The following is an 18,874-nucleotide window of genomic DNA, read 5'->3' as shown; positions in this document are numbered from 1 at the left end:
ATGTACCGTATCGGTCAGTTGGCGAAGATGGCTGATGTTACCCCTGACACCATCCGCTTTTATGAAAAACAACAAATGATGGATCATGAGGTACGTACTGAAGGTGGTTTCCGTTTGTATAGTGACGATGACTTGCAGCGCCTGCGCTTTATCCGTTACGGACGTCAGCTAGGTTTTAGCCTTGATGCTATTCGTGGATTGCTATCGATCCGTATCGATCCCGAACATCACACTTGCCAGGAGTCAAAAGCCATTGTGGCGAAGCGCCTTGATGAAGTCAGCACGATGATCGTTGAGTTACAAACGATCCAGCGTTCACTGCAACGCCTGTCTGAAACCTGCTGCGGTGATTTACATAGCAGCGCTTGCTGCTCAATTCTCGAAGCTCTCGAAAAAGGTGAAGAACCGCATCCGGAAATTTGTTGTGGCAAGGATTGTATTTAACGTGGATAAGCCTATAGTTGCGCTGTCAATTATTGGAGGAAATATGAGCCGTTATCAGCATCAAAAAGGGCAGATAAAAGACAACGCCATCGAGGCGTTACTACACGACCCGCTGTTTCGCCAGCGTATTGAGCAGAATCAGAAAGGGAAAGGCAGCTATCGGCGTAAAGACAAACACGCGAAGCGAGGTAACTGGGAGGCCAGTGGTAAGCAAAGAAGTTTACCACTGGCCTTCTGGTTTTAAGGATAAAAAAACCGCCTGGTCAGGCGGTTTTCTCTATCAGATTTTGGTGTTTTGTTGCTTGAGCAGGTCACGAATTTCCGTCAGTAACAACTCTTCATTTGTTGGCTTCGGATCGGCTTTTTCTACTTCTTTCTTCTTGTACAATTTGTTCATCAGTTTGATGGCGATAAAAATAGCCAACGCGACGATAACGAAATCAAAAATACTCTGAATAAAAACACCATATTCCATGATCACGGCAGGCGCTGCGCCTTCCGCTGGTTTTATGATCCACTTAAACTGTTTAAAATCGACCCCACCAATCAGTAACCCCAGCGGTGGCATAATAATATTCGCCACCAACGATGAAACAATCTTGCCAAACGCGGCACCGATAATTACACCGACTGCGAGGTCAACCACGTTGCCGCGCATCGCAAAATCACGAAACTCTTTGAAAAAACTCATTGTTATCTCCTTGCCTTGGCCAATGTCTAAAGTCTAACAAACCTTTTAACATTTGCCATGACAACAAAGGATTAAGTTGGATTATCACAGCGGGCAACCAAAGCCTGCCCGCAGCAATTAAAGGAAGAAGGGACTTGGCTGGAACAGGCGTTCCACATCGGGCACAAATTTCTTATCGGTCAGGAACATAATTACATGGTCCCCTTGCTCGATACGCACATTTGCATTGGCGATGATCACCTCATCACCGCGTACCACTGCGCCAATAATCGTACCCGGTGGCAATTTGATGTCTTCGATCAGACGTCCAACTACGCGTGAAGTGGTTTCTTCACCATGAGCGATTGCTTCAATCGCTTCGGCAATCCCACGACGTAATGAGGAAACACCGACAATGTCTGCTTTACGGACGTGCCCGAGCAATGCAGAAATGGTGGCTTGCTGTGGTGAGATGGCGATATCGATCACGCTGCCTTGCACCAGATCGACATAGGCACGACGCTGGATCAACACCATGACTTTTTTCGCCCCCATTTTTTTTGCCAGCATCGCTGACATGATGTTGGCTTCATCATCATTGGTGACAGCGATGAAGAGATCGATTTGATCGACATGCTCTTCCGCCAGTAACTCCTGATCGGAAGCATCACCGTAGAAAACGATCGTATCCTGAAGCTGCTCCGCCAGTTCTGCTGCACGCTGCGGATTTCGTTCAATCAGCTTAACGCTGTACTGTTTTTCCAGCCGCTGTGCCAGGCCAAAGCCGATATTGCCGCCGCCCACCAGCATAATGCGTTTGTACGGTTTTTCCAGCCGCTGCATCTCACTCATCACGGCGCGAATATGCTGGCTGGCGGCGATAAAGAAGACTTCATCACCGGCTTCGACAATGGTCGAACCCTGCGGGCGAATGGGACGATCCTGGCGAAAGATCGCCGCCACACGCGTATCAATATGCGGCATATGCTCGCGCAGAATAGAAAGTGGGTTACCGACCAACGGGCCGCCGTAATACGCCTTCACCACTGCCAGGCTCACTTTGCCTTCGGCAAAATTAACCACCTGCAAAGCGCCGGGATATTGGATCAGACGGTAAATATTGTCGATTACCAGCTGCTCAGGCGAAATCAAATGATCGATAGGGACAGCTTCTGGCACGAACAACTTGTCTGCATCGCGCAAATAGTCAGCAGCACGGATACGCGCAATACGATTGGGAGTATTGAATAATGAGTAAGCGATCTGACAAGCGATCATGTTGGTTTCGTCTGAGCTGGTAACCGCAACCAGCATATCAGCATCCTCAGCACCCGCTTCCCGCAGGATGCGCGGATGAGAACCATGACCGTGCACCACGCGCAGATCGAATTTGTCCTGCAACTGACGTAAACGCGTGGGATCACTATCCACCACGGTGATGTCATTGTTTTCCCCGACCAGGTTTTCCGCGAGGGTTCCGCCGACCTGGCCGGCGCCAAGGATTATAATTTTCATCGCTTTAAGCTCTTGTCAGATTGCGCCGTACTATTTTTTCATCAGCTTAGCGTAGAAGAAACCATCCCCGCCATCTGTCGCAGGAAACACCTGCCAGCCATTATCCTGACCTTGCGGCAGCGCTTCTGCAATGGCATCGGGATGTGCTGCCAGGAAAGCACTGATTTGCTGATGATTCTCTTCCGGCAGAACTGAACAGGTTGCATAAAGCAACGTGCCGCCACGCTTCAGCCGAGGCCAGACTGCGTTGAGGATTTCCTGTTGCAGGCTGGCCAGCTCAGCGATATCACGATCGCGTCGCAGCCATTTGATATCGGGATGGCGGCGGATCACACCCGTTGCCGAGCAGGGTGCATCCAGCAGAATACGGTCAAATTGTTGTTCACCACACCAGTCAGCTGGCGTTCGCCCATCACCCTGACGCACATCCGCCTGCATGCCGAGACGTTGCAGGTTTTCTCTCACGCGCGTCAGACGTTGTTCATCAATATCGACGGCCAGCACGTTCGCCTGCGGTGCAATTTCAAGGATATGGGTGGTTTTGCCACCAGGCGCAGCACACAGGTCAAGAATCGATTCGCCATCTTGTGGTTCAAGCAGCAAAGCACAGCGTTGTGCGGATAAATCCTGTACCGTTACCCAACCCTGCTCGAAACCAGGTAATTGGCCGACTGCGGTTGGCGCTTCCAGGCGAAGGGCATCCGGAGCATCTCCGGCGAAGGCATGTTTTTCTGTCGCTTCAAGCAGTGCCAACCAGGCATCACGGGCGTGATGTTGACGGTTGACGCGCAACCACATCGGTGGACGCTGATTGTTGGCTTCGACAATCTGCTGCCATTGTTCGGGCCATGCGGTTTGTAAACGTTTGAGCAACCAGCCCGGATGTAAATAACGTTGCGTACCCTGATCAACTTCTGCAACCAACGTTTCCTGCTGCCGTTGAAACTGGCGCAGCACACCATTCAGCAAGCCTTTAAGGTTTGCACGTTTTAGCTCTTCCGCGCCAGCCACGGTCTCAGCCAGTGCGGCATGCGGAGGGACGCGGGTATAAAGCAACTGATACAGGCCGACCATGATCAGATAATGAAGAACACGCTGCTTACCTGTTAAAGGCCGCTCCATCAGCTTGCCAATCAATGCTTCGAGCTGCGGTAGGGTACGCATTACACCAAAGCAGAGTTCCTGTAGCAGCGCCCCGTCCTTATCGGACAGATTTTTCTGTGCGCCGGGCAAAATGGCGCTGAGCGATTCGCCCTTATCCACTACGCGTTCAATTAATTGCGCGGCGAGGCTACGCAGGTTTGTGTTTTTTTTCATGCGATTCATTCATTAAACAAAAAGCCCGGTATTAACCGGGCTACGGGATCAGGCCAGAATGCTGCCAGGCGTGAACCATTCACGACGTGAGTTAAGCAGATCCTGTGCAGACATGGCTTTTTTACCGGCAGGTTGCAGCGAGAGCAGGTTCAGAACGCCGTCAGCGGTCGCAATCTGGATACCTTGCTTATCGGCATGGAGGATTTCGCCGGGCTGTTTTCCCTGATGCGGTAGTACACGGGCTTGCCAGACTTTAACCGGTTGATCATCAACCATGAAATAGCTCATCGGCCAGGGATTAAAGGCACGAATGCAGCGTTCAAGTTGCGCGGCAGAAAGCGTCCAGTCGAGGCGAGCCTCTTCTTTGCTCAGTTTCTCTGCGTAGCTGACCAGTGCTTCATCCTGTTTCTCTGGTTGTGCGCTGCCATTTGCCAACTGCTTCAGCGTTTTGAGCATCCCTTCAGGGCCGAGCAGCGCCAGTTTGTCATACAGGGTGGCACTGGTGTCCTGCTCGGTAATCGGGCAGGCAAGTTTATGCAGCATATCACCGGTATCCAGGCCCACATCCATTTGCATGATGGTCACACCGGTTTCAGCATCGCCAGCCCAGAGTGAACGTTGGATTGGGGCGGCACCACGCCAGCGCGGCAGCAATGAGCCGTGGACGTTGATACAACCAAGGCGCGGCATATCCAGCACCGCCTTCGGTAAAATCAGGCCGTAAGCCACCACCACCATCACATCAGCCTGCAATGTGGCAACCAGTTGCTGGTTCTCTTCAGGTTTGAGTGACTTTGGTTGGAAAACCGGAACGTCATGCGCCAGCGCCAGCACTTTTACCGGGCTGGGAGTCAGTTTGTTGCCTCGTCCGGCAGGACGATCGGGTTGGGTAAACACGCCAACCACCTGATGCTCAGAAGCAAGCAGCGCGTCAAGATGACGCGCTGCAAAGTCAGGTGTACCGGCAAAGATGATTTTTAACGGTGCAGACACAGTTCAACCTTCTGTTTGCACTCAGGATGCGCGTGCATTCTGGCGTGCCAGTTTTTCCAGTTTCTGTTTGATGCGCTGACGTTTCAGCGGTGACAGATAATCAATAAACAGTTTGCCATCGAGGTGGTCGATTTCGTGCTGAATGCAGATTGCCAGCAAGCCATCGGTTTCCAGTTCGAAAGTATTACCGTCACGATCCTGAGCACGGACTTTCACCCATTCAGCACGCGGGACAAAGGCACGTTGTTCCGGAATGGAGAGACAGCCCTCTTCAATACCGGTTTCGCCGCCTTTCTCCAGCAGCTCTGGGTTGATCAAAACCAGGCGTTCTTCACGGCTTTCTGACACATCAATCACGATAATGCGCTGATGAATATCTACCTGCGTTGCCGCCAGGCCGATGCCCTCTTCGGCGTACATTGTTTCAAACATGTCGTCGACGATACGCTGTATCCCGGCGTCTACGGTTTTTACCGGCGCCGCGATTTTGCGAAGGCGATCATCAGGGAAATGTAATACCTGCAAAACTGACATAAATATCCAGATCTGTATGCGTTAAAGAAAAGATTACTGCCTCATATTGTAGACTTTTTGAGGCATGATTGACAGCATTCCACCGCATCAAGGCACAGGTCGAACAGGGAGTGAGACATGGATAAAATTGAGTGGATGCTCAGGCTGGCGAATGTGAAAGGCCTCAGTGGCCATCAAATTCTTCGCCTGGCGAATATGCTGCATAGCGCCAGCCATGTGGATGATGATTTGCTGACGATGCAACGGCTAAACGAAACGCAGCGAAAACAATTTAATACACTCTGTCCACGACAACTCACGCGAACCCGGCGCTGGCTGGACAATCCACAAAATCAGCTGCTTTCTGTTCTGGATAATACTTATCCCCCGGCATTGGCTGAAATCAGCCGTTTCCCACCCTTGTTATATGTGATGGGCAATGCCGCAGCCTTGCATACTCCGCAACTTGCCGTTGTCGGCAGTCGCCAATGTTCACATTATGGCAAGGAGTGGGGTGGTTGGTTTTCACAGCAGCTGGCGGTGAAGGGGTTAACCCTAACCAGTGGGCTGGCGCGGGGGATTGATGGCGTTGCACATCGTGCGGCGCTCAACGCCTCCGGCAAAACCGTCGCCGTGCTGGGAAGTGGGTTGAAGCACATTTATCCCAGAAACCATCAAAATTTGGCTCAGGAGATCATGAACAATGAAGGTGCCCTGGTCTCCGAATTCCCGTTGGATACGCCTCCTTATGCCACGAATTTTCCACGCCGCAATCGCATTATCAGTGGTTTGAGCATGGGGGTATTGGTGGTGGAAGCCTCCTTGAAAAGCGGCTCACTGGTTACGGCGCGCTATGCATTGGAACAAAATCGCAATGTCTATGCGTTACCCGGTTCCTTGGGGAGTGAAGGCAGTACAGGAACGCACTGGCTGATACAGCAAGGTGCATTGCTGGTCTCCCATCCTGATCAGATTCTCGACGATCTCCATTCGTCCCTTCACTGGCTCCCCCCAACTCAACCAGAAACAATATATTCACAAGACAGTGACGATGTTCCATTGCCATTTGCGGACGTGTTGGCTAACGTAGGTGATGAGGTTACACCTGTTGACGTCGTCGCTGAACGTGCCGGCCAACCTGTGCCAGTTATCTCAGCCCAGTTGCTGGAGCTGGAGTTAGCAGGATGGATCGCAGCTGTACCCGGCGGCTATGTCCGATTAAGGAGGGCATGCCATGTTCGACGTACTTATGTACTTGTTTGAGACCTATATCCATAACGAAGCCGAAATGCGCGTTGACCAGGATAAACTGACCGATGATTTAACCGATGCCGGTTTTCATCGTGAAGATATCTATAATGCGTTGAATTGGCTTGAGAGACTGGCTGATTACCAGGATGGCTTGGTTGCGCCGGTATTGCTGGCGAACGACCCGCTCTCAATGCGTATCTACACGGAAGAAGAGGGCCAGCGTTTAGATGCTGAATGCCGCGGTTTTATTCTGTTCCTGGAACAGATCCAGGTGCTGAATATGGAAACACGCGAAATGGTTATCGAACGAGTGATGGCACTCGATACCCTCGATTTTGATCTGGAAGATCTCAAATGGGTGGTGCTGATGGTGTTGTTCAACATCCCCGGATGTGAAAATGCCTACCAGCAGATGGAAGAACTGTTATTCGACGTCAATGAAGGTATGCTGCATTAATTTGCGATTAATGCATCGGGTTATATGAGTAAATCAGCACTTTTTACCGTGCGTAAACACGACCCCTGCCCCGCTTGCGGGGCAGAATTAGTGATACGTGCCGGCAAACATGGCCCATTCCTTGGGTGCGTCAACTATCCAACCTGCGACTATATTCGCCCGCTGAAAAATCAGGGTGATGGTCATATCGTCAAAGTGCTGGAGGGACATGCCTGTCCACAATGTGGTGCTGATAAAGTACTGCGTCAGGGGCGGTTTGGTATGTTTGTTGGTTGTAGCCACTATCCTGAATGTGATTACACCGAAACGATCGATAAGCCTGATGAGACAGCGATCGCGTGCCCACAGTGTCAAAGTGGCAAGCTGGTGCAGCGCCGCTCGCGTTATGGCAAAACTTTTCATGCCTGTGATCGCTATCCCGACTGCCAGTTTGCCGTGAACGCGACGCCTGTTGAAGGTGTTTGCCCGCACTGTCAGTTCCCTTTATTAATTGAAAAGAAAACCGCGCAGGGCATGAAACGTTTCTGCGCCAGTAAGTGCTGCGGCAAAGCCGTAGTGCAGGACAACTGATGACTATGACGCAACAACATGCTTTACCGGGCAGTGTCGATTTCTGTATTGAACAACTGCAACAGCAAGCGGTTATCGCTTATCCCACTGAGGCGGTCTTTGGTCTGGGGTGTGACCCGGATAGTGAAAGCGCGGTGATGTCACTGTTGGCATTGAAACAGCGCCCGGTTGAGAAAGGACTGATCCTGATTGCTGCGGACTATGCCCAGCTGGAGCCGTATGTGGCCGATCAGGAGCTTTCGGTGGTGCAGCGTGAGCGTATGTTTGCCAGCTGGCCTGGGCCGGTGACTTATGTGGTTCCGGCGTCGCCACATACGCCACGTTGGTTAACCGGACGTTTTGACTCGTTGGCGATTCGTGTTAGTGATCACCCTGATGTGCAGGCGCTGTGTCGGCGTTTTGGTAAACCACTGGTTTCAACCAGCGCCAATCTGTCCGGCGAGCCGCCTTGCCGCACCGCAGCTGAGGTCGCTCAGCAATTCGGCGCGGAATTTCCGGTGCTGGTGGGAGAAACCGGGGGCCGTCTCAATCCTTCAGAAATCCGCGATGTGATCAGCGGCGAACTTATCCGTCAGGGCTAATTTATGGACAACTTTGCCGTTTTTGGTAACCCAATCGCGCACAGCAAATCGCCTTTTATTCATCGTCTGTTCGCTGAGCAAACGGGTATCGATCACCGCTATGGCCGGATATGTGCGCCATTGGATGGGTTCCCGCAGGCCATTAGCGAGTTCTTTGCATCAGGAGGGAAGGGCGCCAATGTAACCTTGCCTTTTAAAGAACAGGCGTGGGAGTTTGCGGATGAGCTCAGTGAGCGCGCTGCGCTTTCCGGCGCAGTCAATACGTTGAAGAAAGATGCGCAGGGGCAGATTATTGGTGATAACACCGATGGCATTGGTTTACTGAGCGATCTTGAACGACTGGACATGATCCGCCCTGGCTATCGTGTATTGCTGGTGGGAGCGGGTGGCGCGGCGCGTGGTGTCATTTTGCCTCTGCTTTCATTAGGTTGTTCACTCACGGTCACAAATAGAACGGTTGAAAAGGCAGAGTTGCTGGCAGAAATCTTCCGCCACAGCGGTGCCATCCATGCCTGTGGTTTCGAGGCACTGGCGGGGCAGTCATTCGATCTGATTGTGAACGCCACCTCCAGCGGAGTGGAGGGTAAAGTGCCGCCATTACCGGTTTCATTGATTTCTCACCATACTCGTTGCTATGACATGTTCTACCAACAAGGCCTGACGCCATTTTTGCTCTGGTGTCAGCAACACGGAGCGCAGCAACTCGCCGATGGGTTGGGCATGCTGGTGGGGCAGGCGGCGCATGCTTTTCAGTTGTGGCATGGTGTGATGCCAGAAATCGCGCCTGTCATTAAACAGTTAAAAGAAGCGATGCAGTCGTGAATCAGGCTATCCAGTTCCCTGATCGCGAAGAGTGGGATCAGGCGCGTCTGGCGATATGTTTCCCTGTACAGGTCAACGGTATGGGACTGATGTGTGCGATCTCGGCGGATGAACTGCATGACAGATTCGGCGAGGGGGAAGCGATGGCGCTGTTTAGCGCCAATCGCTGGGATCTGGAAGAGGAAGCCGAACAGCTTATCCTGAATGATGAAGTCGATCCTCAAGGTTGGGTCTGGCTTTCCTGCGCAAGATAATCATTCTTCCAGCCAACATAGTTGTTTGCCGAGTAACACAATCCTTCAATCTCAGCTTCATTCAGTGGCCGAATTTGCTTCACCGGGCTGCCTAAATAGAGGTAGCCACTTTCCAGGCGTTTTCCGGGGGGAACCAGGCTACCTGCCCCAATCATCACATCTTCTTCTACTATTACGCCGTCCAGCAGAATCGAACCCATGCCAACCAGAACACGATCACCAATGGTACAGCCATGCAACATGGCTTTATGGCCGACGGTAACGTCTTCTCCAATCACCAGCGGATAGCCTGTCGGGTTGCTGGCTGATTTATGCGTGACATGAAGTACGCTGCCATCCTGAATGTTGGTACGCGCGCCAATGATCACCTGATTCACATCTCCGCGAATCGCGACCAGTGGCCAGATACTGACATCGTCTCCCATGATGACATCGCCGACCACAACGCTGCTGTTATCGATCATTACCCGATCGCCAATTTGTGGGTAGCTGCTTTTATAGGGACGTAAGGCTGTTGACATGATCTTTCTCCTTTTACTCATTTATCCCTAGCCTGAGCGCGATCAGGGCGGCAGACAAGCTGATTTTTGAGCGGATCGTTCGTGATCTCAGCAGAAAGGATGAAAACTCGCCACTCGAATAAAAAGATCGAAAAAAGGGGTTGTGCAAAAAATTCGGATCCCTATAATGCGCCTCCACTGACACGGCAAAGCGGCAACGCAGACGGTCAGCGAGGGACGAAGTGATTCATCCCGCCAGAGAAAAATCGCTGAAAAAAGTGATTGACTCTGAAGGAGGAAAGCGTAATATACGCCACCTCGCGACAGACGGTTAACCCGCTGCTCGCACTGCTCTTTAACAATTTATCAGACAATCTGTGTGGGCACTCGCAGGATTGATATCAAAAGTCTACGGACTTAAAAAATATCAAGTCTCAAGAGTGAACACGTAATTCATTACGAAGTTTAATTCTTTGAGCATCAAACTTAAATTGAAGAGTTTGATCATGGCTCAGATTGAACGCTGGCGGCAGGCCTAACACATGCAAGTCGAACGGTAGCACAGAGGAGCTTGCTCCTTGGGTGACGAGTGGCGGACGGGTGAGTAATGTCTGGGGATCTGCCCGATGGAGGGGGATAACTACTGGAAACGGTAGCTAATACCGCATAACGTCGCAAGACCAAAGTGGGGGACCTTCGGGCCTCACACCATCGGATGAACCCAGATGGGATTAGCTAGTAGGTGGGGTAACGGCTCACCTAGGCGACGATCCCTAGCTGGTCTGAGAGGATGACCAGCCACACTGGAACTGAGACACGGTCCAGACTCCTACGGGAGGCAGCAGTGGGGAATATTGCACAATGGGCGCAAGCCTGATGCAGCCATGCCGCGTGTATGAAGAAGGCCTTCGGGTTGTAAAGTACTTTCAGCGGGGAGGAAGGGATGATGTTTAATACGCATCGTCATTGACGTTACCCGCAGAAGAAGCACCGGCTAACTCCGTGCCAGCAGCCGCGGTAATACGGAGGGTGCAAGCGTTAATCGGAATTACTGGGCGTAAAGCGCACGCAGGCGGTCTGTCAAGTCGGATGTGAAATCCCCGGGCTTAACCTGGGAACTGCATTCGAAACTGGCAGGCTAGAGTCTTGTAGAGGGGGGTAGAATTCCAGGTGTAGCGGTGAAATGCGTAGAGATCTGGAGGAATACCGGTGGCGAAGGCGGCCCCCTGGACAAAGACTGACGCTCAGGTGCGAAAGCGTGGGGAGCAAACAGGATTAGATACCCTGGTAGTCCACGCTGTAAACGATGTCGACTTGGAGGTTGTGCCCTTGAGGCGTGGCTTCCGGAGCTAACGCGTTAAGTCGACCGCCTGGGGAGTACGGCCGCAAGGTTAAAACTCAAATGAATTGACGGGGGCCCGCACAAGCGGTGGAGCATGTGGTTTAATTCGATGCAACGCGAAGAACCTTACCTGGCCTTGACATCCACGGAATTTGGCAGAGATGCCTTAGTGCCTTCGGGAACCGTGAGACAGGTGCTGCATGGCTGTCGTCAGCTCGTGTTGTGAAATGTTGGGTTAAGTCCCGCAACGAGCGCAACCCTTATCCTTTGTTGCCAGCGATTCGGTCGGGAACTCAAAGGAGACTGCCGGTGATAAACCGGAGGAAGGTGGGGATGACGTCAAGTCATCATGGCCCTTACGGCCAGGGCTACACACGTGCTACAATGGCGCATACAAAGAGAAGCGACCTCGCGAGAGCAAGCGGACCTCATAAAGTGCGTCGTAGTCCGGATTGGAGTCTGCAACTCGACTCCATGAAGTCGGAATCGCTAGTAATCGTAGATCAGAATGCTACGGTGAATACGTTCCCGGGCCTTGTACACACCGCCCGTCACACCATGGGAGTGGGTTGCAAAAGAAGTAGGTAGCTTAACCTTCGGGAGGGCGCTTACCACTTTGTGATTCATGACTGGGGTGAAGTCGTAACAAGGTAACCGTAGGGGAACCTGCGGTTGGATCACCTCCTTACCTGAAGATACTTTCCTTCGAAGTGCTCACACAGATTGTCTGATAAAAGTCATGAGCAAGCCGTCTTGACGACGACACCCCCTGTGTCCCCTTCGTCTAGAGGCCCAGGACACCGCCCTTTCACGGCGGTAACAGGGGTTCGAATCCCCTAGGGGACGCCACTTGCTGGTAATGAGTGAAAGGCGTTACCCACGATACTTCAGAGTGTGCTGATTCAGCATACTGCGAAGTATTTGCTCTTTAACAATCCGGAACAAGCTGAAAATTTGAAACGACACGTTGTTTCATTTCTCCGTAATAAGAAATGAAAGCGATGTGTTCGAGTCTCTCAAATGCTTGCAGTCTGCATGCGTTGTAAAACGCCTGTGGGTTGTGAGGTTAAGCGACTAAGCGTACACGGTGGATGCCCTGGCAGTCAGAGGCGATGAAGGACGTGCTAATCTGCGAAAAGCGTCGGTAAGGTGATATGAACCGCAACAGCCGACGATGTCCGAATGGGGAAACCCAGTGCACTTGTGCACTATCGTTAACTGAATACATAGGTTAACGAGGCGAACCGGGGGAACTGAAACATCTAAGTACCCCGAGGAAAAGAAATCAACCGAGATTCCCCCAGTAGCGGCGAGCGAACGGGGAACAGCCCAGGACCTGAATCAGTTTGTGTGTTAATGGAAGCGTCTGGAAAGTCGCGCGATACAGGGTGACAGCCCCGTACATGAAAATGCACAGATTGTGAGTCCGATGAGTAGGGCGGGACACGTGGTATCCTGTCTGAATATGGGGGGACCATCCTCCAAGGCTAAATACTCCTGACTGACCGATAGTGAACCAGTACCGTGAGGGAAAGGCGAAAAGAACCCCGGCGAGGGGAGTGAAACAGAACCTGAAACCGTGTACGTACAAGCAGTGGGAGCACCTTCGGGTGTGACTGCGTACCTTTTGTATAATGGGTCAGCGACTTATATTCTGTAGCAAGGTTAACCGTATAGGGGAGCCGCAGGGAAACCGAGTCTTAATTGGGCGTTAAGTTGCAGGGTATAGACCCGAAACCCGGTGATCTAGCCATGGGCAGGTTGAAGGTTGGGTAACACTAACTGGAGGACCGAACCGACTAATGTTGAAAAATTAGCGGATGACTTGTGGCTGGGGGTGAAAGGCCAATCAAACCGGGAGATAGCTGGTTCTCCCCGAAAGCTATTTAGGTAGCGCCTCGTGAACTCATCTCCGGGGGTAGAGCACTGTTTCGGCTAGGGGGCCATCCCGGCTTACCAACCCGATGCAAACTACGAATACCGGAGAATGTTATCACGGGAGACACACGGCGGGTGCTAACGTCCGTCGTGAAGAGGGAAACAACCCAGACCGCCAGCTAAGGTCCCAAAGTCATGGTTAAGTGGGAAACGATGTGGGAAGGCCCAGACAGCCAGGATGTTGGCTTAGAAGCAGCCATCATTTAAAGAAAGCGTAATAGCTCACTGGTCGAGTCGGCCTGCGCGGAAGATGTAACGGGGCTAAACCATGCACCGAAGCTGCGGCAGCGACACTATGTGTTGTTGGGTAGGGGAGCGTTCTGTAAGCCGCTGAAGGTGGACTGTGAGGTCTGCTGGAGGTATCAGAAGTGCGAATGCTGACATAAGTAACGATAAAGCGGGTGAAAAGCCCGCTCGCCGGAAGACCAAGGGTTCCTGTCCAACGTTAATCGGGGCAGGGTGAGTCGACCCCTAAGGCGAGGCTGAAAAGCGTAGTCGATGGGAAACAGGTTAATATTCCTGTACTTGGTGTTACTGCGAAGGGGGGACGGAGAAGGCTAGGTTATCCGGGCGACGGTTGTCCCGGTTTAAGCGTGTAGGCTTGCATTCCAGGCAAATCCGGAATGCTTTAAGGCTGAGGCGTGATGACGAGCCACTACGGTGGTGAAGTAACTGATGCCCTGCTTCCAGGAAAAGCCTCTAAGCTCCAGGTAACACGAAATCGTACCCCAAACCGACACAGGTGGTCAGGTAGAGAATACCAAGGCGCTTGAGAGAACTCGGGTGAAGGAACTAGGCAAAATGGTGCCGTAACTTCGGGAGAAGGCACGCTGGCATTAGGTGAAGGGACTTGCTCCCGGAGCTGAAGCCAGTCGAAGATACCAGCTGGCTGCAACTGTTTATTAAAAACACAGCACTGTGCAAACACGAAAGTGGACGTATACGGTGTGACGCCTGCCCGGTGCCGGAAGGTTAATTGATGGGGTTATCCGTAAGGAGAAGCTCTTGATCGAAGCCCCGGTAAACGGCGGCCGTAACTATAACGGTCCTAAGGTAGCGAAATTCCTTGTCGGGTAAGTTCCGACCTGCACGAATGGCGTAATGATGGCCAGGCTGTCTCCACCCGAGACTCAGTGAAATTGAAATCGCTGTGAAGATGCAGTGTACCCGCGGCAAGACGGAAAGACCCCGTGAACCTTTACTATAGCTTGACACTGAACATTGAGCCTTGATGTGTAGGATAGGTGGGAGGCTTTGAAGTGTGGACGCCAGTCTGCATGGAGCCAACCTTGAAATACCACCCTTTAATGTTTGATGTTCTAACGTAGGCCCGTAATCCGGGCTGCGGACAGTGTCTGGTGGGTAGTTTGACTGGGGCGGTCTCCTCCCAAAGTGTAACGGAGGAGCACGAAGGTTGGCTAATCCTGGTCGGACATCAGGAGGTTAGTGCAATGGCATAAGCCAGCTTGACTGCGAGAGTGACGGCTCGAGCAGGTGCGAAAGCAGGTCATAGTGATCCGGTGGTTCTGAATGGAAGGGCCATCGCTCAACGGATAAAAGGTACTCCGGGGATAACAGGCTGATACCGCCCAAGAGTTCATATCGACGGCGGTGTTTGGCACCTCGATGTCGGCTCATCACATCCTGGGGCTGAAGTAGGTCCCAAGGGTACGGCTGTTCGCCGTTTAAAGTGGTACGCGAGCTGGGTTTAGAACGTCGTGAGACAGTTCGGTCCCTATCTGCCGTGGGCGCTGGAGAATTGAGGGGGGTTGCTCCTAGTACGAGAGGACCGGAGTGAACGCACCACTGGTGTTCGGGTTGTCATGCCAATGGCATTGCCCGGTAGCTAAGTGCGGAAAAGATAAGTGCTGAAAGCATCTAAGCACGAAACTTGCCCCGAGATGAGTTCTCCCTGACTCTTTGAGAGTCCTGAAGGGACGTTGAAGACGACGACGTTGATAGGCCGGATGTGTAAGTGCAGCGATGCATTGAGCTAACCGGTACTAATGACCCGTGAGGCTTAACCTTACAACGCCAGAGGCGTTTTGAGTTGAGAGACGCGAGAATTTTCAGCTTTGTTCGAACGGATTGATTCGTATGGCCTGCGAGGGCGGTGCGGATAAACAGAATTTGCCTGGCGGCTGTAGCGCGGTGGTCCCACCTGACCCCATGCCGAACTCAGAAGTGAAACGCCGTAGCGCCGATGGTAGTGTGGGGTCTCCCCATGCGAGAGTAGGGAACTGCCAGGCATCAATTTAAGTGTGCTGATATGGCTCAGTTGGTAGAGCGCACCCTTGGTAAGGGTGAGGTCCCCAGTTCGACTCTGGGTATCAGCACCAGTTATGGCATGAGTTCGGATTCAAAAGAATTTGCCTGGCGGCTGTAGCGCGGTGGTCCCACCTGACCCCATGCCGAACTCAGAAGTGAAACGCCGTAGCGCCGATGGTAGTGTGGGGTCTCCCCATGCGAGAGTAGGGAACTGCCAGGCATCAATTAAGTGAAGAAGCCCTGAACGAAAGTTCAGGGCTTTTTTACGTCTGCGTATTTCGTCGCGCCGCAACACCATCAGACAATAAAAAACCCCCTGCCGAAGCAGAGGGTTGGTAAAAAGCATCGCCAGATACTTCTCTTAATGAATAACCTGCGACAGGAATGCACGGGTACGTTCAGACTTAGGATTAGCAAAGAACTCTTGCGGCGGTGCTACCTCGACAATCTCACCACGGTCCATAAAGATCACCCGGTCAGCCACGGTGCGTGCAAAGCCCATCTCATGCGTCACGCACAGCATAGTCATACCATCTTCTGCCAGACCAATCATGGTATCGAGTACTTCTTTCACCATTTCCGGATCAAGCGCAGAGGTAGGCTCATCAAACAGCATAATTTTGGGTTTCATGCAGAGTGAACGGGCAATAGCTACACGTTGCTGCTGACCACCGGACAGTTGCCCCGGAAATTTATGTGCATGTTCAGCAATACGTACACGTTGCAGGTAATGCATCGCCAATTCTTCTGCCTCTTTCTTCGGCATTTTACGCACCCAAATCGGAGCCAGGGTGCAGTTCTGCAACACGGTCAGATGTGGGAAAAGGTTAAAGTGCTGGAATACCATGCCGACTTCGGTTCTTACACGCTCAATATTGCGCACATCGTCATTCAGATGGATGCCATCAACGACAATACGGCCCTGCTGATGTTCTTCCAGATGGTTAATACAGCGAATGGTAGTCGATTTTCCTGAACCTGACGGACCGCAGAGGACGATACGCTCACGCGGCTTCACCTGTAGGTTAATGTCTTTCAGCACATGGAATTGGCCGTACCATTTATTCACGTTTTCGAGCGTAATCATCATTGCGTCAGCAGAATTAGTCATAGATTGTGTCATGTAAAACCTCAGTGCGATTTACGCCCGGTGTGAAAGCGCTTCTCCAGATACTGGCTATAGCGCGACATGCTAAAACAGAAAATCCAGTAGACGAGGGCGGCAAAAACATAGCCTTCTGTCGACATCCCAAGCCATGTGGGGTCAACGGTTGCCTGCTGCACGCTACTGAAAAGATCAAACAGGCCGATGATGATCACCAGGCTGGTATCTTTAAATAACGCGATAATGGTGTTTACCAGACCAGGAATGGTCAGTTTGAGCGCCTGCGGCAGAATCACCAGAATCTGTGTTTTCCAGTAACCCAACGCCAGTGATTCGGCGGCCTCATACTGTCCCTTAGGTAACGCTTGTAAGCCACCGCGTACCACTTCCGCTACATAGGCAGACTGGAACAAAATCACCCCGACTAATGCACGCACCAATTTGTCGATGGTGGTGCCTTCTGCCATAAACAGCGGCAGCATCACTGAGGACATAAACAGCACGGTAATCAACGGTACGCCACGCCAAAACTCGATAAAAATCACCGAGAGAGTGCGTACAACTGGCATCTTCGAACGACGCCCCAGCGCCAGCAAAATACCCAAAGGCAGGGCACCGGCGATCCCGACCGACGCGATAATTAACGTCAGCGTCAGGCCACCCCACTGACGAGTTTCAACGCGGTCGAGGCCAAAATAGCCGCCATACATCAGAAACCAGACGATGATCGGATAGGCCACCGCCCAGCAAGCGATATAGCGGCCACGCTGTGGCATCGATTTGATGAACATCGGGATGATTGAAAGCAGGCCAATCACCAGCGCCAGGTTAATACGCCAGCGCAGCTCATGCGGGTACAACCCATACATAAACTGACCAAAGCGCGCATGGATAAACACCCAGCAGGCACCTTCTTTGGTACAGTCGGCTCGGGTTGATCCAATCCAGTTGGCCTGGAAGACCAGCCAGTTCAGCGCGGGCGGAATCACGCTCCAGATAATCCAGAAGCAAAGCAGCGTCAGCAGCGTGTTAAACCAGCTGGAGAACAGGTTTTTACGTGCCCAAACCCAGGCTTTGCTGACGGGATTGGTTGGTACTGGCGGTGTTTCGTGTGTGGTAACAGACATAATAATCCCGTTCTCTTAACGCTCAACCAGCGCGATTTTGCGGTTGTAGAGGTTCATCAGCAGTGAAATGACCAGGCTGATGATCAGGTAGACCGCCATGGTGATCGCAATCGTCTCAATCGCTTGTCCCGTCTGATTCAGTACCGTACCGGCAAACAGCGACACCATATCTGGATAGCCGATAGCGGCCGCCAGTGAGGAGTTTTTCACGATGTTGAGATACTGGCTGGTCAGCGGTGGAATGATCACGCGCATGGCCTGGGGAATAATCACCTGGCGCATGGTGACGGGATTTGGCAAACCAAGCGAGCGGGCAGCTTCATTCTGTCCATGGGGTACCGATTGAATACCTGAACGAATCACTTCTGCGATAAACGAAGAGGTATAAATCGACAGCGCCAGCGTGAGCGAAGCCAGCTCAGGGATCATCACGAAGCCACCACGGAAGTTAAACCCGCGCAGTTCCGGCACATCCCAGTGCGTTGCCGCACCGAACATCGCATGAGCGATCAAGGGAAACAGAATGATCATCGCGCTGGCAATCGGCCAGGTACGGCGCAGCTGACCGGTTTTAAGCTGATGTTTGCGGTTAAAGCGGAACAGTCCCACGCTGACTGCAATCGCCAGCATCAACGCGATAACAAATGGCCAGGTGCCGGGCGCATAGGTCGGCCAGGGGATATAAAGCCCACGATTGCTGACAAATGCCAGATCGAAGGCGTTCAATGCCTGGCGTGGGCCGGGTAGATTACGCAGCACCGCAAAGTACCAGAAGAAGATTTGCAGCAGCGGCGGAATATTACGGAACGTCTCGATATAGATCGTAGAGAGCCTGCGCAGCAGCCAGTTATCTGACAAACGCGCGAGACCGATAAAAAATCCGAGAATAGAAGCGAAGATAATACAGAGTGCGGAAACCAGCAGGGTGTTGGTTAACCCCACCATAAACACGCGCGCGTAGGTATCTCCCTCGGTGTAATCAATCAGATGCTGGACGATACCGAAACCGGCACTACGTTCCAGAAAGCCGAAACCCGATGTGATGCCACGATTGGCCAGGTTGATCACTGTATTGTGGATGAGATATCCCACTACAGCGAGCACGGCCACAATCGCGACGATCTGGTAAAGCCAGGCGCGAACCGTAGGATTACCGAACGAAAAATCCCTTTTTACGGTTGGGCGTTGTGACATGTTGAAACCTCAG

At 52.2% G+C, this 18,874-nt stretch carries 17 protein-coding genes, 2 tRNA genes and 4 rRNA genes; 14 read left to right on the top strand and 9 right to left on the bottom strand.

Features of this window, described 5'->3' with window-relative positions; all coding sequences use genetic code 11:
- Positions 1-444, top strand: a complete 444-nt coding sequence (zntR, locus tag AC6I8N_RS18380; protein WP_415173407.1) for a Zn(2+)-responsive transcriptional regulator — start codon at positions 1-3, stop codon at positions 442-444.
- A gap of 43 nt (positions 445-487) precedes the next feature.
- Positions 488-688 carry an alternative ribosome-rescue factor A gene (locus AC6I8N_RS18375; protein ID WP_208724287.1) on the top strand — a complete coding sequence of 67 codons (201 nt, stop codon included), beginning with the start codon at positions 488-490 and terminating at the stop codon, positions 686-688.
- 36 nt (positions 689-724) lie between these two features.
- On the opposite strand, the gene mscL is transcribed toward AC6I8N_RS18375, so the two are convergent.
- From mscL to def, 5 genes are all read right to left on the bottom strand, one after another.
- Positions 725-1,135 carry a large-conductance mechanosensitive channel protein MscL gene (gene mscL, locus AC6I8N_RS18370; RefSeq protein ID WP_021186399.1) on the bottom strand — a complete coding sequence of 137 codons (411 nt, stop codon included), beginning with the start codon at positions 1,133-1,135 and terminating at the stop codon, positions 725-727.
- A 117-nt stretch (positions 1,136-1,252) separates the two neighbouring features.
- Positions 1,253-2,629, bottom strand: coding sequence for a Trk system potassium transporter TrkA (gene trkA / locus AC6I8N_RS18365; RefSeq protein WP_021186398.1), 1,377 nt, complete (start codon positions 2,627-2,629; stop codon positions 1,253-1,255).
- A gap of 30 nt (positions 2,630-2,659) precedes the next feature.
- Complete coding sequence (gene rsmB, locus AC6I8N_RS18360; protein ID WP_021186397.1) at positions 2,660-3,946, bottom strand: 16S rRNA (cytosine(967)-C(5))-methyltransferase RsmB; 1,287 nt, start codon at positions 3,944-3,946, stop codon at positions 2,660-2,662.
- Between the two features lie 48 nt (positions 3,947-3,994).
- Positions 3,995-4,939, bottom strand: a complete 945-nt coding sequence (gene fmt, locus AC6I8N_RS18355) for a methionyl-tRNA formyltransferase (RefSeq protein WP_497829658.1) — start codon at positions 4,937-4,939, stop codon at positions 3,995-3,997.
- 21 nt (positions 4,940-4,960) lie between these two features.
- Entirely contained in the window at positions 4,961-5,473 is a 513-nt protein-coding gene (gene def / locus AC6I8N_RS18350) for a peptide deformylase (RefSeq protein ID WP_021186395.1), read from the bottom strand.
- A gap of 117 nt (positions 5,474-5,590) precedes the next feature.
- Here def and dprA point away from each other — a divergent pair, with 117 nt between their 5' ends.
- From dprA to AC6I8N_RS18320, 6 genes are read left to right on the top strand one after another with little or no spacing between them, the layout of a single operon-like run.
- A complete protein-coding gene (gene dprA, locus AC6I8N_RS18345; RefSeq protein WP_497829657.1) occupies positions 5,591-6,715 on the top strand; it encodes a DNA-protecting protein DprA in 1,125 nt (374 codons plus the stop codon).
- Positions 6,687-7,160, top strand: coding sequence for a DUF494 family protein Smg (gene smg, locus AC6I8N_RS18340; protein ID WP_021186393.1), 474 nt, complete (start codon positions 6,687-6,689; stop codon positions 7,158-7,160). Before dprA ends, smg begins: the two co-directional genes overlap by 29 nt.
- A 24-nt stretch (positions 7,161-7,184) precedes the next feature.
- A complete protein-coding gene (locus AC6I8N_RS18335) occupies positions 7,185-7,730 on the top strand; it encodes a DNA topoisomerase family protein (protein WP_036628123.1) in 546 nt (181 codons plus the stop codon).
- Positions 7,731-7,735: 5 nt separating this feature from the next.
- Positions 7,736-8,311 carry an L-threonylcarbamoyladenylate synthase type 1 TsaC gene (tsaC, locus tag AC6I8N_RS18330; protein ID WP_208725594.1) on the top strand — a complete coding sequence of 192 codons (576 nt, stop codon included), beginning with the start codon at positions 7,736-7,738 and terminating at the stop codon, positions 8,309-8,311.
- Positions 8,312-8,314: 3 nt separating this feature from the next.
- The gene (aroE, locus tag AC6I8N_RS18325) at positions 8,315-9,133 is read left to right on the top strand and encodes a shikimate dehydrogenase (protein WP_021186390.1); all 819 of its coding nucleotides are present in this window, start codon (positions 8,315-8,317) and stop codon (positions 9,131-9,133) included.
- Positions 9,130-9,387, top strand: coding sequence for a DUF1488 family protein (locus AC6I8N_RS18320; protein ID WP_021186389.1), 258 nt, complete (start codon positions 9,130-9,132; stop codon positions 9,385-9,387). Before aroE ends, AC6I8N_RS18320 begins: the two co-directional genes overlap by 4 nt.
- Here the strand turns inward: AC6I8N_RS18320 and AC6I8N_RS18315 are convergent.
- Complete coding sequence (locus AC6I8N_RS18315) at positions 9,354-9,908, bottom strand: gamma carbonic anhydrase family protein (RefSeq protein ID WP_497829656.1); 555 nt, start codon at positions 9,906-9,908, stop codon at positions 9,354-9,356. The genes AC6I8N_RS18320 and AC6I8N_RS18315 overlap by 34 nt on opposite strands.
- A 467-nt stretch (positions 9,909-10,375) precedes the next feature.
- Between AC6I8N_RS18315 and AC6I8N_RS18310 the strand changes: the two genes are divergently transcribed.
- The 6 genes from AC6I8N_RS18310 to rrf (AC6I8N_RS18285) all read left to right on the top strand — a co-directional run bounded on the left by AC6I8N_RS18310 (position 10,376) and on the right by rrf (AC6I8N_RS18285) (position 15,655).
- Positions 10,376-11,917 (top strand): 16S ribosomal RNA (locus tag AC6I8N_RS18310).
- An 85-nt stretch (positions 11,918-12,002) separates the two neighbouring features.
- A tRNA-Glu gene (locus AC6I8N_RS18305) sits at positions 12,003-12,078 on the top strand.
- Positions 12,079-12,293: 215 nt separating this feature from the next.
- Positions 12,294-15,195 (top strand): 23S ribosomal RNA (locus AC6I8N_RS18300).
- A 105-nt stretch (positions 15,196-15,300) separates the two neighbouring features.
- A 5S ribosomal RNA gene (gene rrf, locus AC6I8N_RS18295) occupies positions 15,301-15,416 on the top strand.
- 14 nt (positions 15,417-15,430) lie between these two features.
- Positions 15,431-15,506: transfer RNA gene (locus tag AC6I8N_RS18290), tRNA-Thr, on the top strand.
- Between the two features lie 33 nt (positions 15,507-15,539).
- Positions 15,540-15,655, top strand: a 5S ribosomal RNA gene (rrf, locus tag AC6I8N_RS18285).
- The 16S, 23S and 5S rRNA genes sit together here with 2 tRNA genes alongside, the layout of an rRNA operon.
- Before the next feature lie 141 nt (positions 15,656-15,796).
- Here rrf (AC6I8N_RS18285) and AC6I8N_RS18280 read toward each other — a convergent pair.
- Genes AC6I8N_RS18280 through AC6I8N_RS18270 form a run of 3 tightly spaced genes read right to left on the bottom strand, consistent with a single transcriptional unit; the run spans position 15,797 to position 18,861 of the window.
- Positions 15,797-16,558 (bottom strand): amino acid ABC transporter ATP-binding protein, encoded by a 762-nt coding sequence (locus AC6I8N_RS18280; protein WP_021183610.1) that lies wholly within the window; start codon positions 16,556-16,558, stop codon positions 15,797-15,799.
- Between the two features lie 8 nt (positions 16,559-16,566).
- Positions 16,567-17,667, bottom strand: coding sequence for an amino acid ABC transporter permease (locus AC6I8N_RS18275; RefSeq protein ID WP_021183609.1), 1,101 nt, complete (start codon positions 17,665-17,667; stop codon positions 16,567-16,569).
- Positions 17,668-17,682: 15 nt separating this feature from the next.
- Positions 17,683-18,861, bottom strand: coding sequence for an amino acid ABC transporter permease (locus AC6I8N_RS18270; protein ID WP_021183608.1), 1,179 nt, complete (start codon positions 18,859-18,861; stop codon positions 17,683-17,685).
- Positions 18,862-18,874: the final 13 nt, after the last annotated feature.

This window comes from Pantoea sp. X-Soil-TKNS-1279 (assembly GCF_059730565.1).
This window is presented reverse-complemented; position numbering and strand designations above follow the sequence as displayed.

What these genes read in the sequence shown, in the direction of transcription:
- rsmB (WP_021186397.1), bottom strand. Translation starts at nt 3,946, where the DNA reads ATGAAAAAAAACACAAACCTGCGTAGCCTCGCCGCGCAATTAATTGAA.
- tsaC (WP_208725594.1), top strand. Translation starts at nt 7,736, where the DNA reads ATGACGCAACAACATGCTTTACCGGGCAGTGTCGATTTCTGTATTGAA.
- AC6I8N_RS18315 (WP_497829656.1), bottom strand. Translation starts at nt 9,908, where the DNA reads ATGTCAACAGCCTTACGTCCCTATAAAAGCAGCTACCCACAAATTGGC.
- dprA (WP_497829657.1), top strand. Translation starts at nt 5,591, where the DNA reads ATGGATAAAATTGAGTGGATGCTCAGGCTGGCGAATGTGAAAGGCCTC.
- AC6I8N_RS18275 (WP_021183609.1), bottom strand. Translation starts at nt 17,667, where the DNA reads ATGTCTGTTACCACACACGAAACACCGCCAGTACCAACCAATCCCGTC.
- AC6I8N_RS18270 (WP_021183608.1), bottom strand. Translation starts at nt 18,861, where the DNA reads ATGTCACAACGCCCAACCGTAAAAAGGGATTTTTCGTTCGGTAATCCT.
- mscL (WP_021186399.1), bottom strand. Translation starts at nt 1,135, where the DNA reads ATGAGTTTTTTCAAAGAGTTTCGTGATTTTGCGATGCGCGGCAACGTG.
- aroE (WP_021186390.1), top strand. Translation starts at nt 8,315, where the DNA reads ATGGACAACTTTGCCGTTTTTGGTAACCCAATCGCGCACAGCAAATCG.
- AC6I8N_RS18280 (WP_021183610.1), bottom strand. Translation starts at nt 16,558, where the DNA reads ATGACACAATCTATGACTAATTCTGCTGACGCAATGATGATTACGCTC.
- trkA (WP_021186398.1), bottom strand. Translation starts at nt 2,629, where the DNA reads ATGAAAATTATAATCCTTGGCGCCGGCCAGGTCGGCGGAACCCTCGCG.
- AC6I8N_RS18335 (WP_036628123.1), top strand. Translation starts at nt 7,185, where the DNA reads ATGAGTAAATCAGCACTTTTTACCGTGCGTAAACACGACCCCTGCCCC.
- smg (WP_021186393.1), top strand. Translation starts at nt 6,687, where the DNA reads ATGTTCGACGTACTTATGTACTTGTTTGAGACCTATATCCATAACGAA.
- def (WP_021186395.1), bottom strand. Translation starts at nt 5,473, where the DNA reads ATGTCAGTTTTGCAGGTATTACATTTCCCTGATGATCGCCTTCGCAAA.
- zntR (WP_415173407.1), top strand. Translation starts at nt 1, where the DNA reads ATGTACCGTATCGGTCAGTTGGCGAAGATGGCTGATGTTACCCCTGAC.
- AC6I8N_RS18375 (WP_208724287.1), top strand. Translation starts at nt 488, where the DNA reads ATGAGCCGTTATCAGCATCAAAAAGGGCAGATAAAAGACAACGCCATC.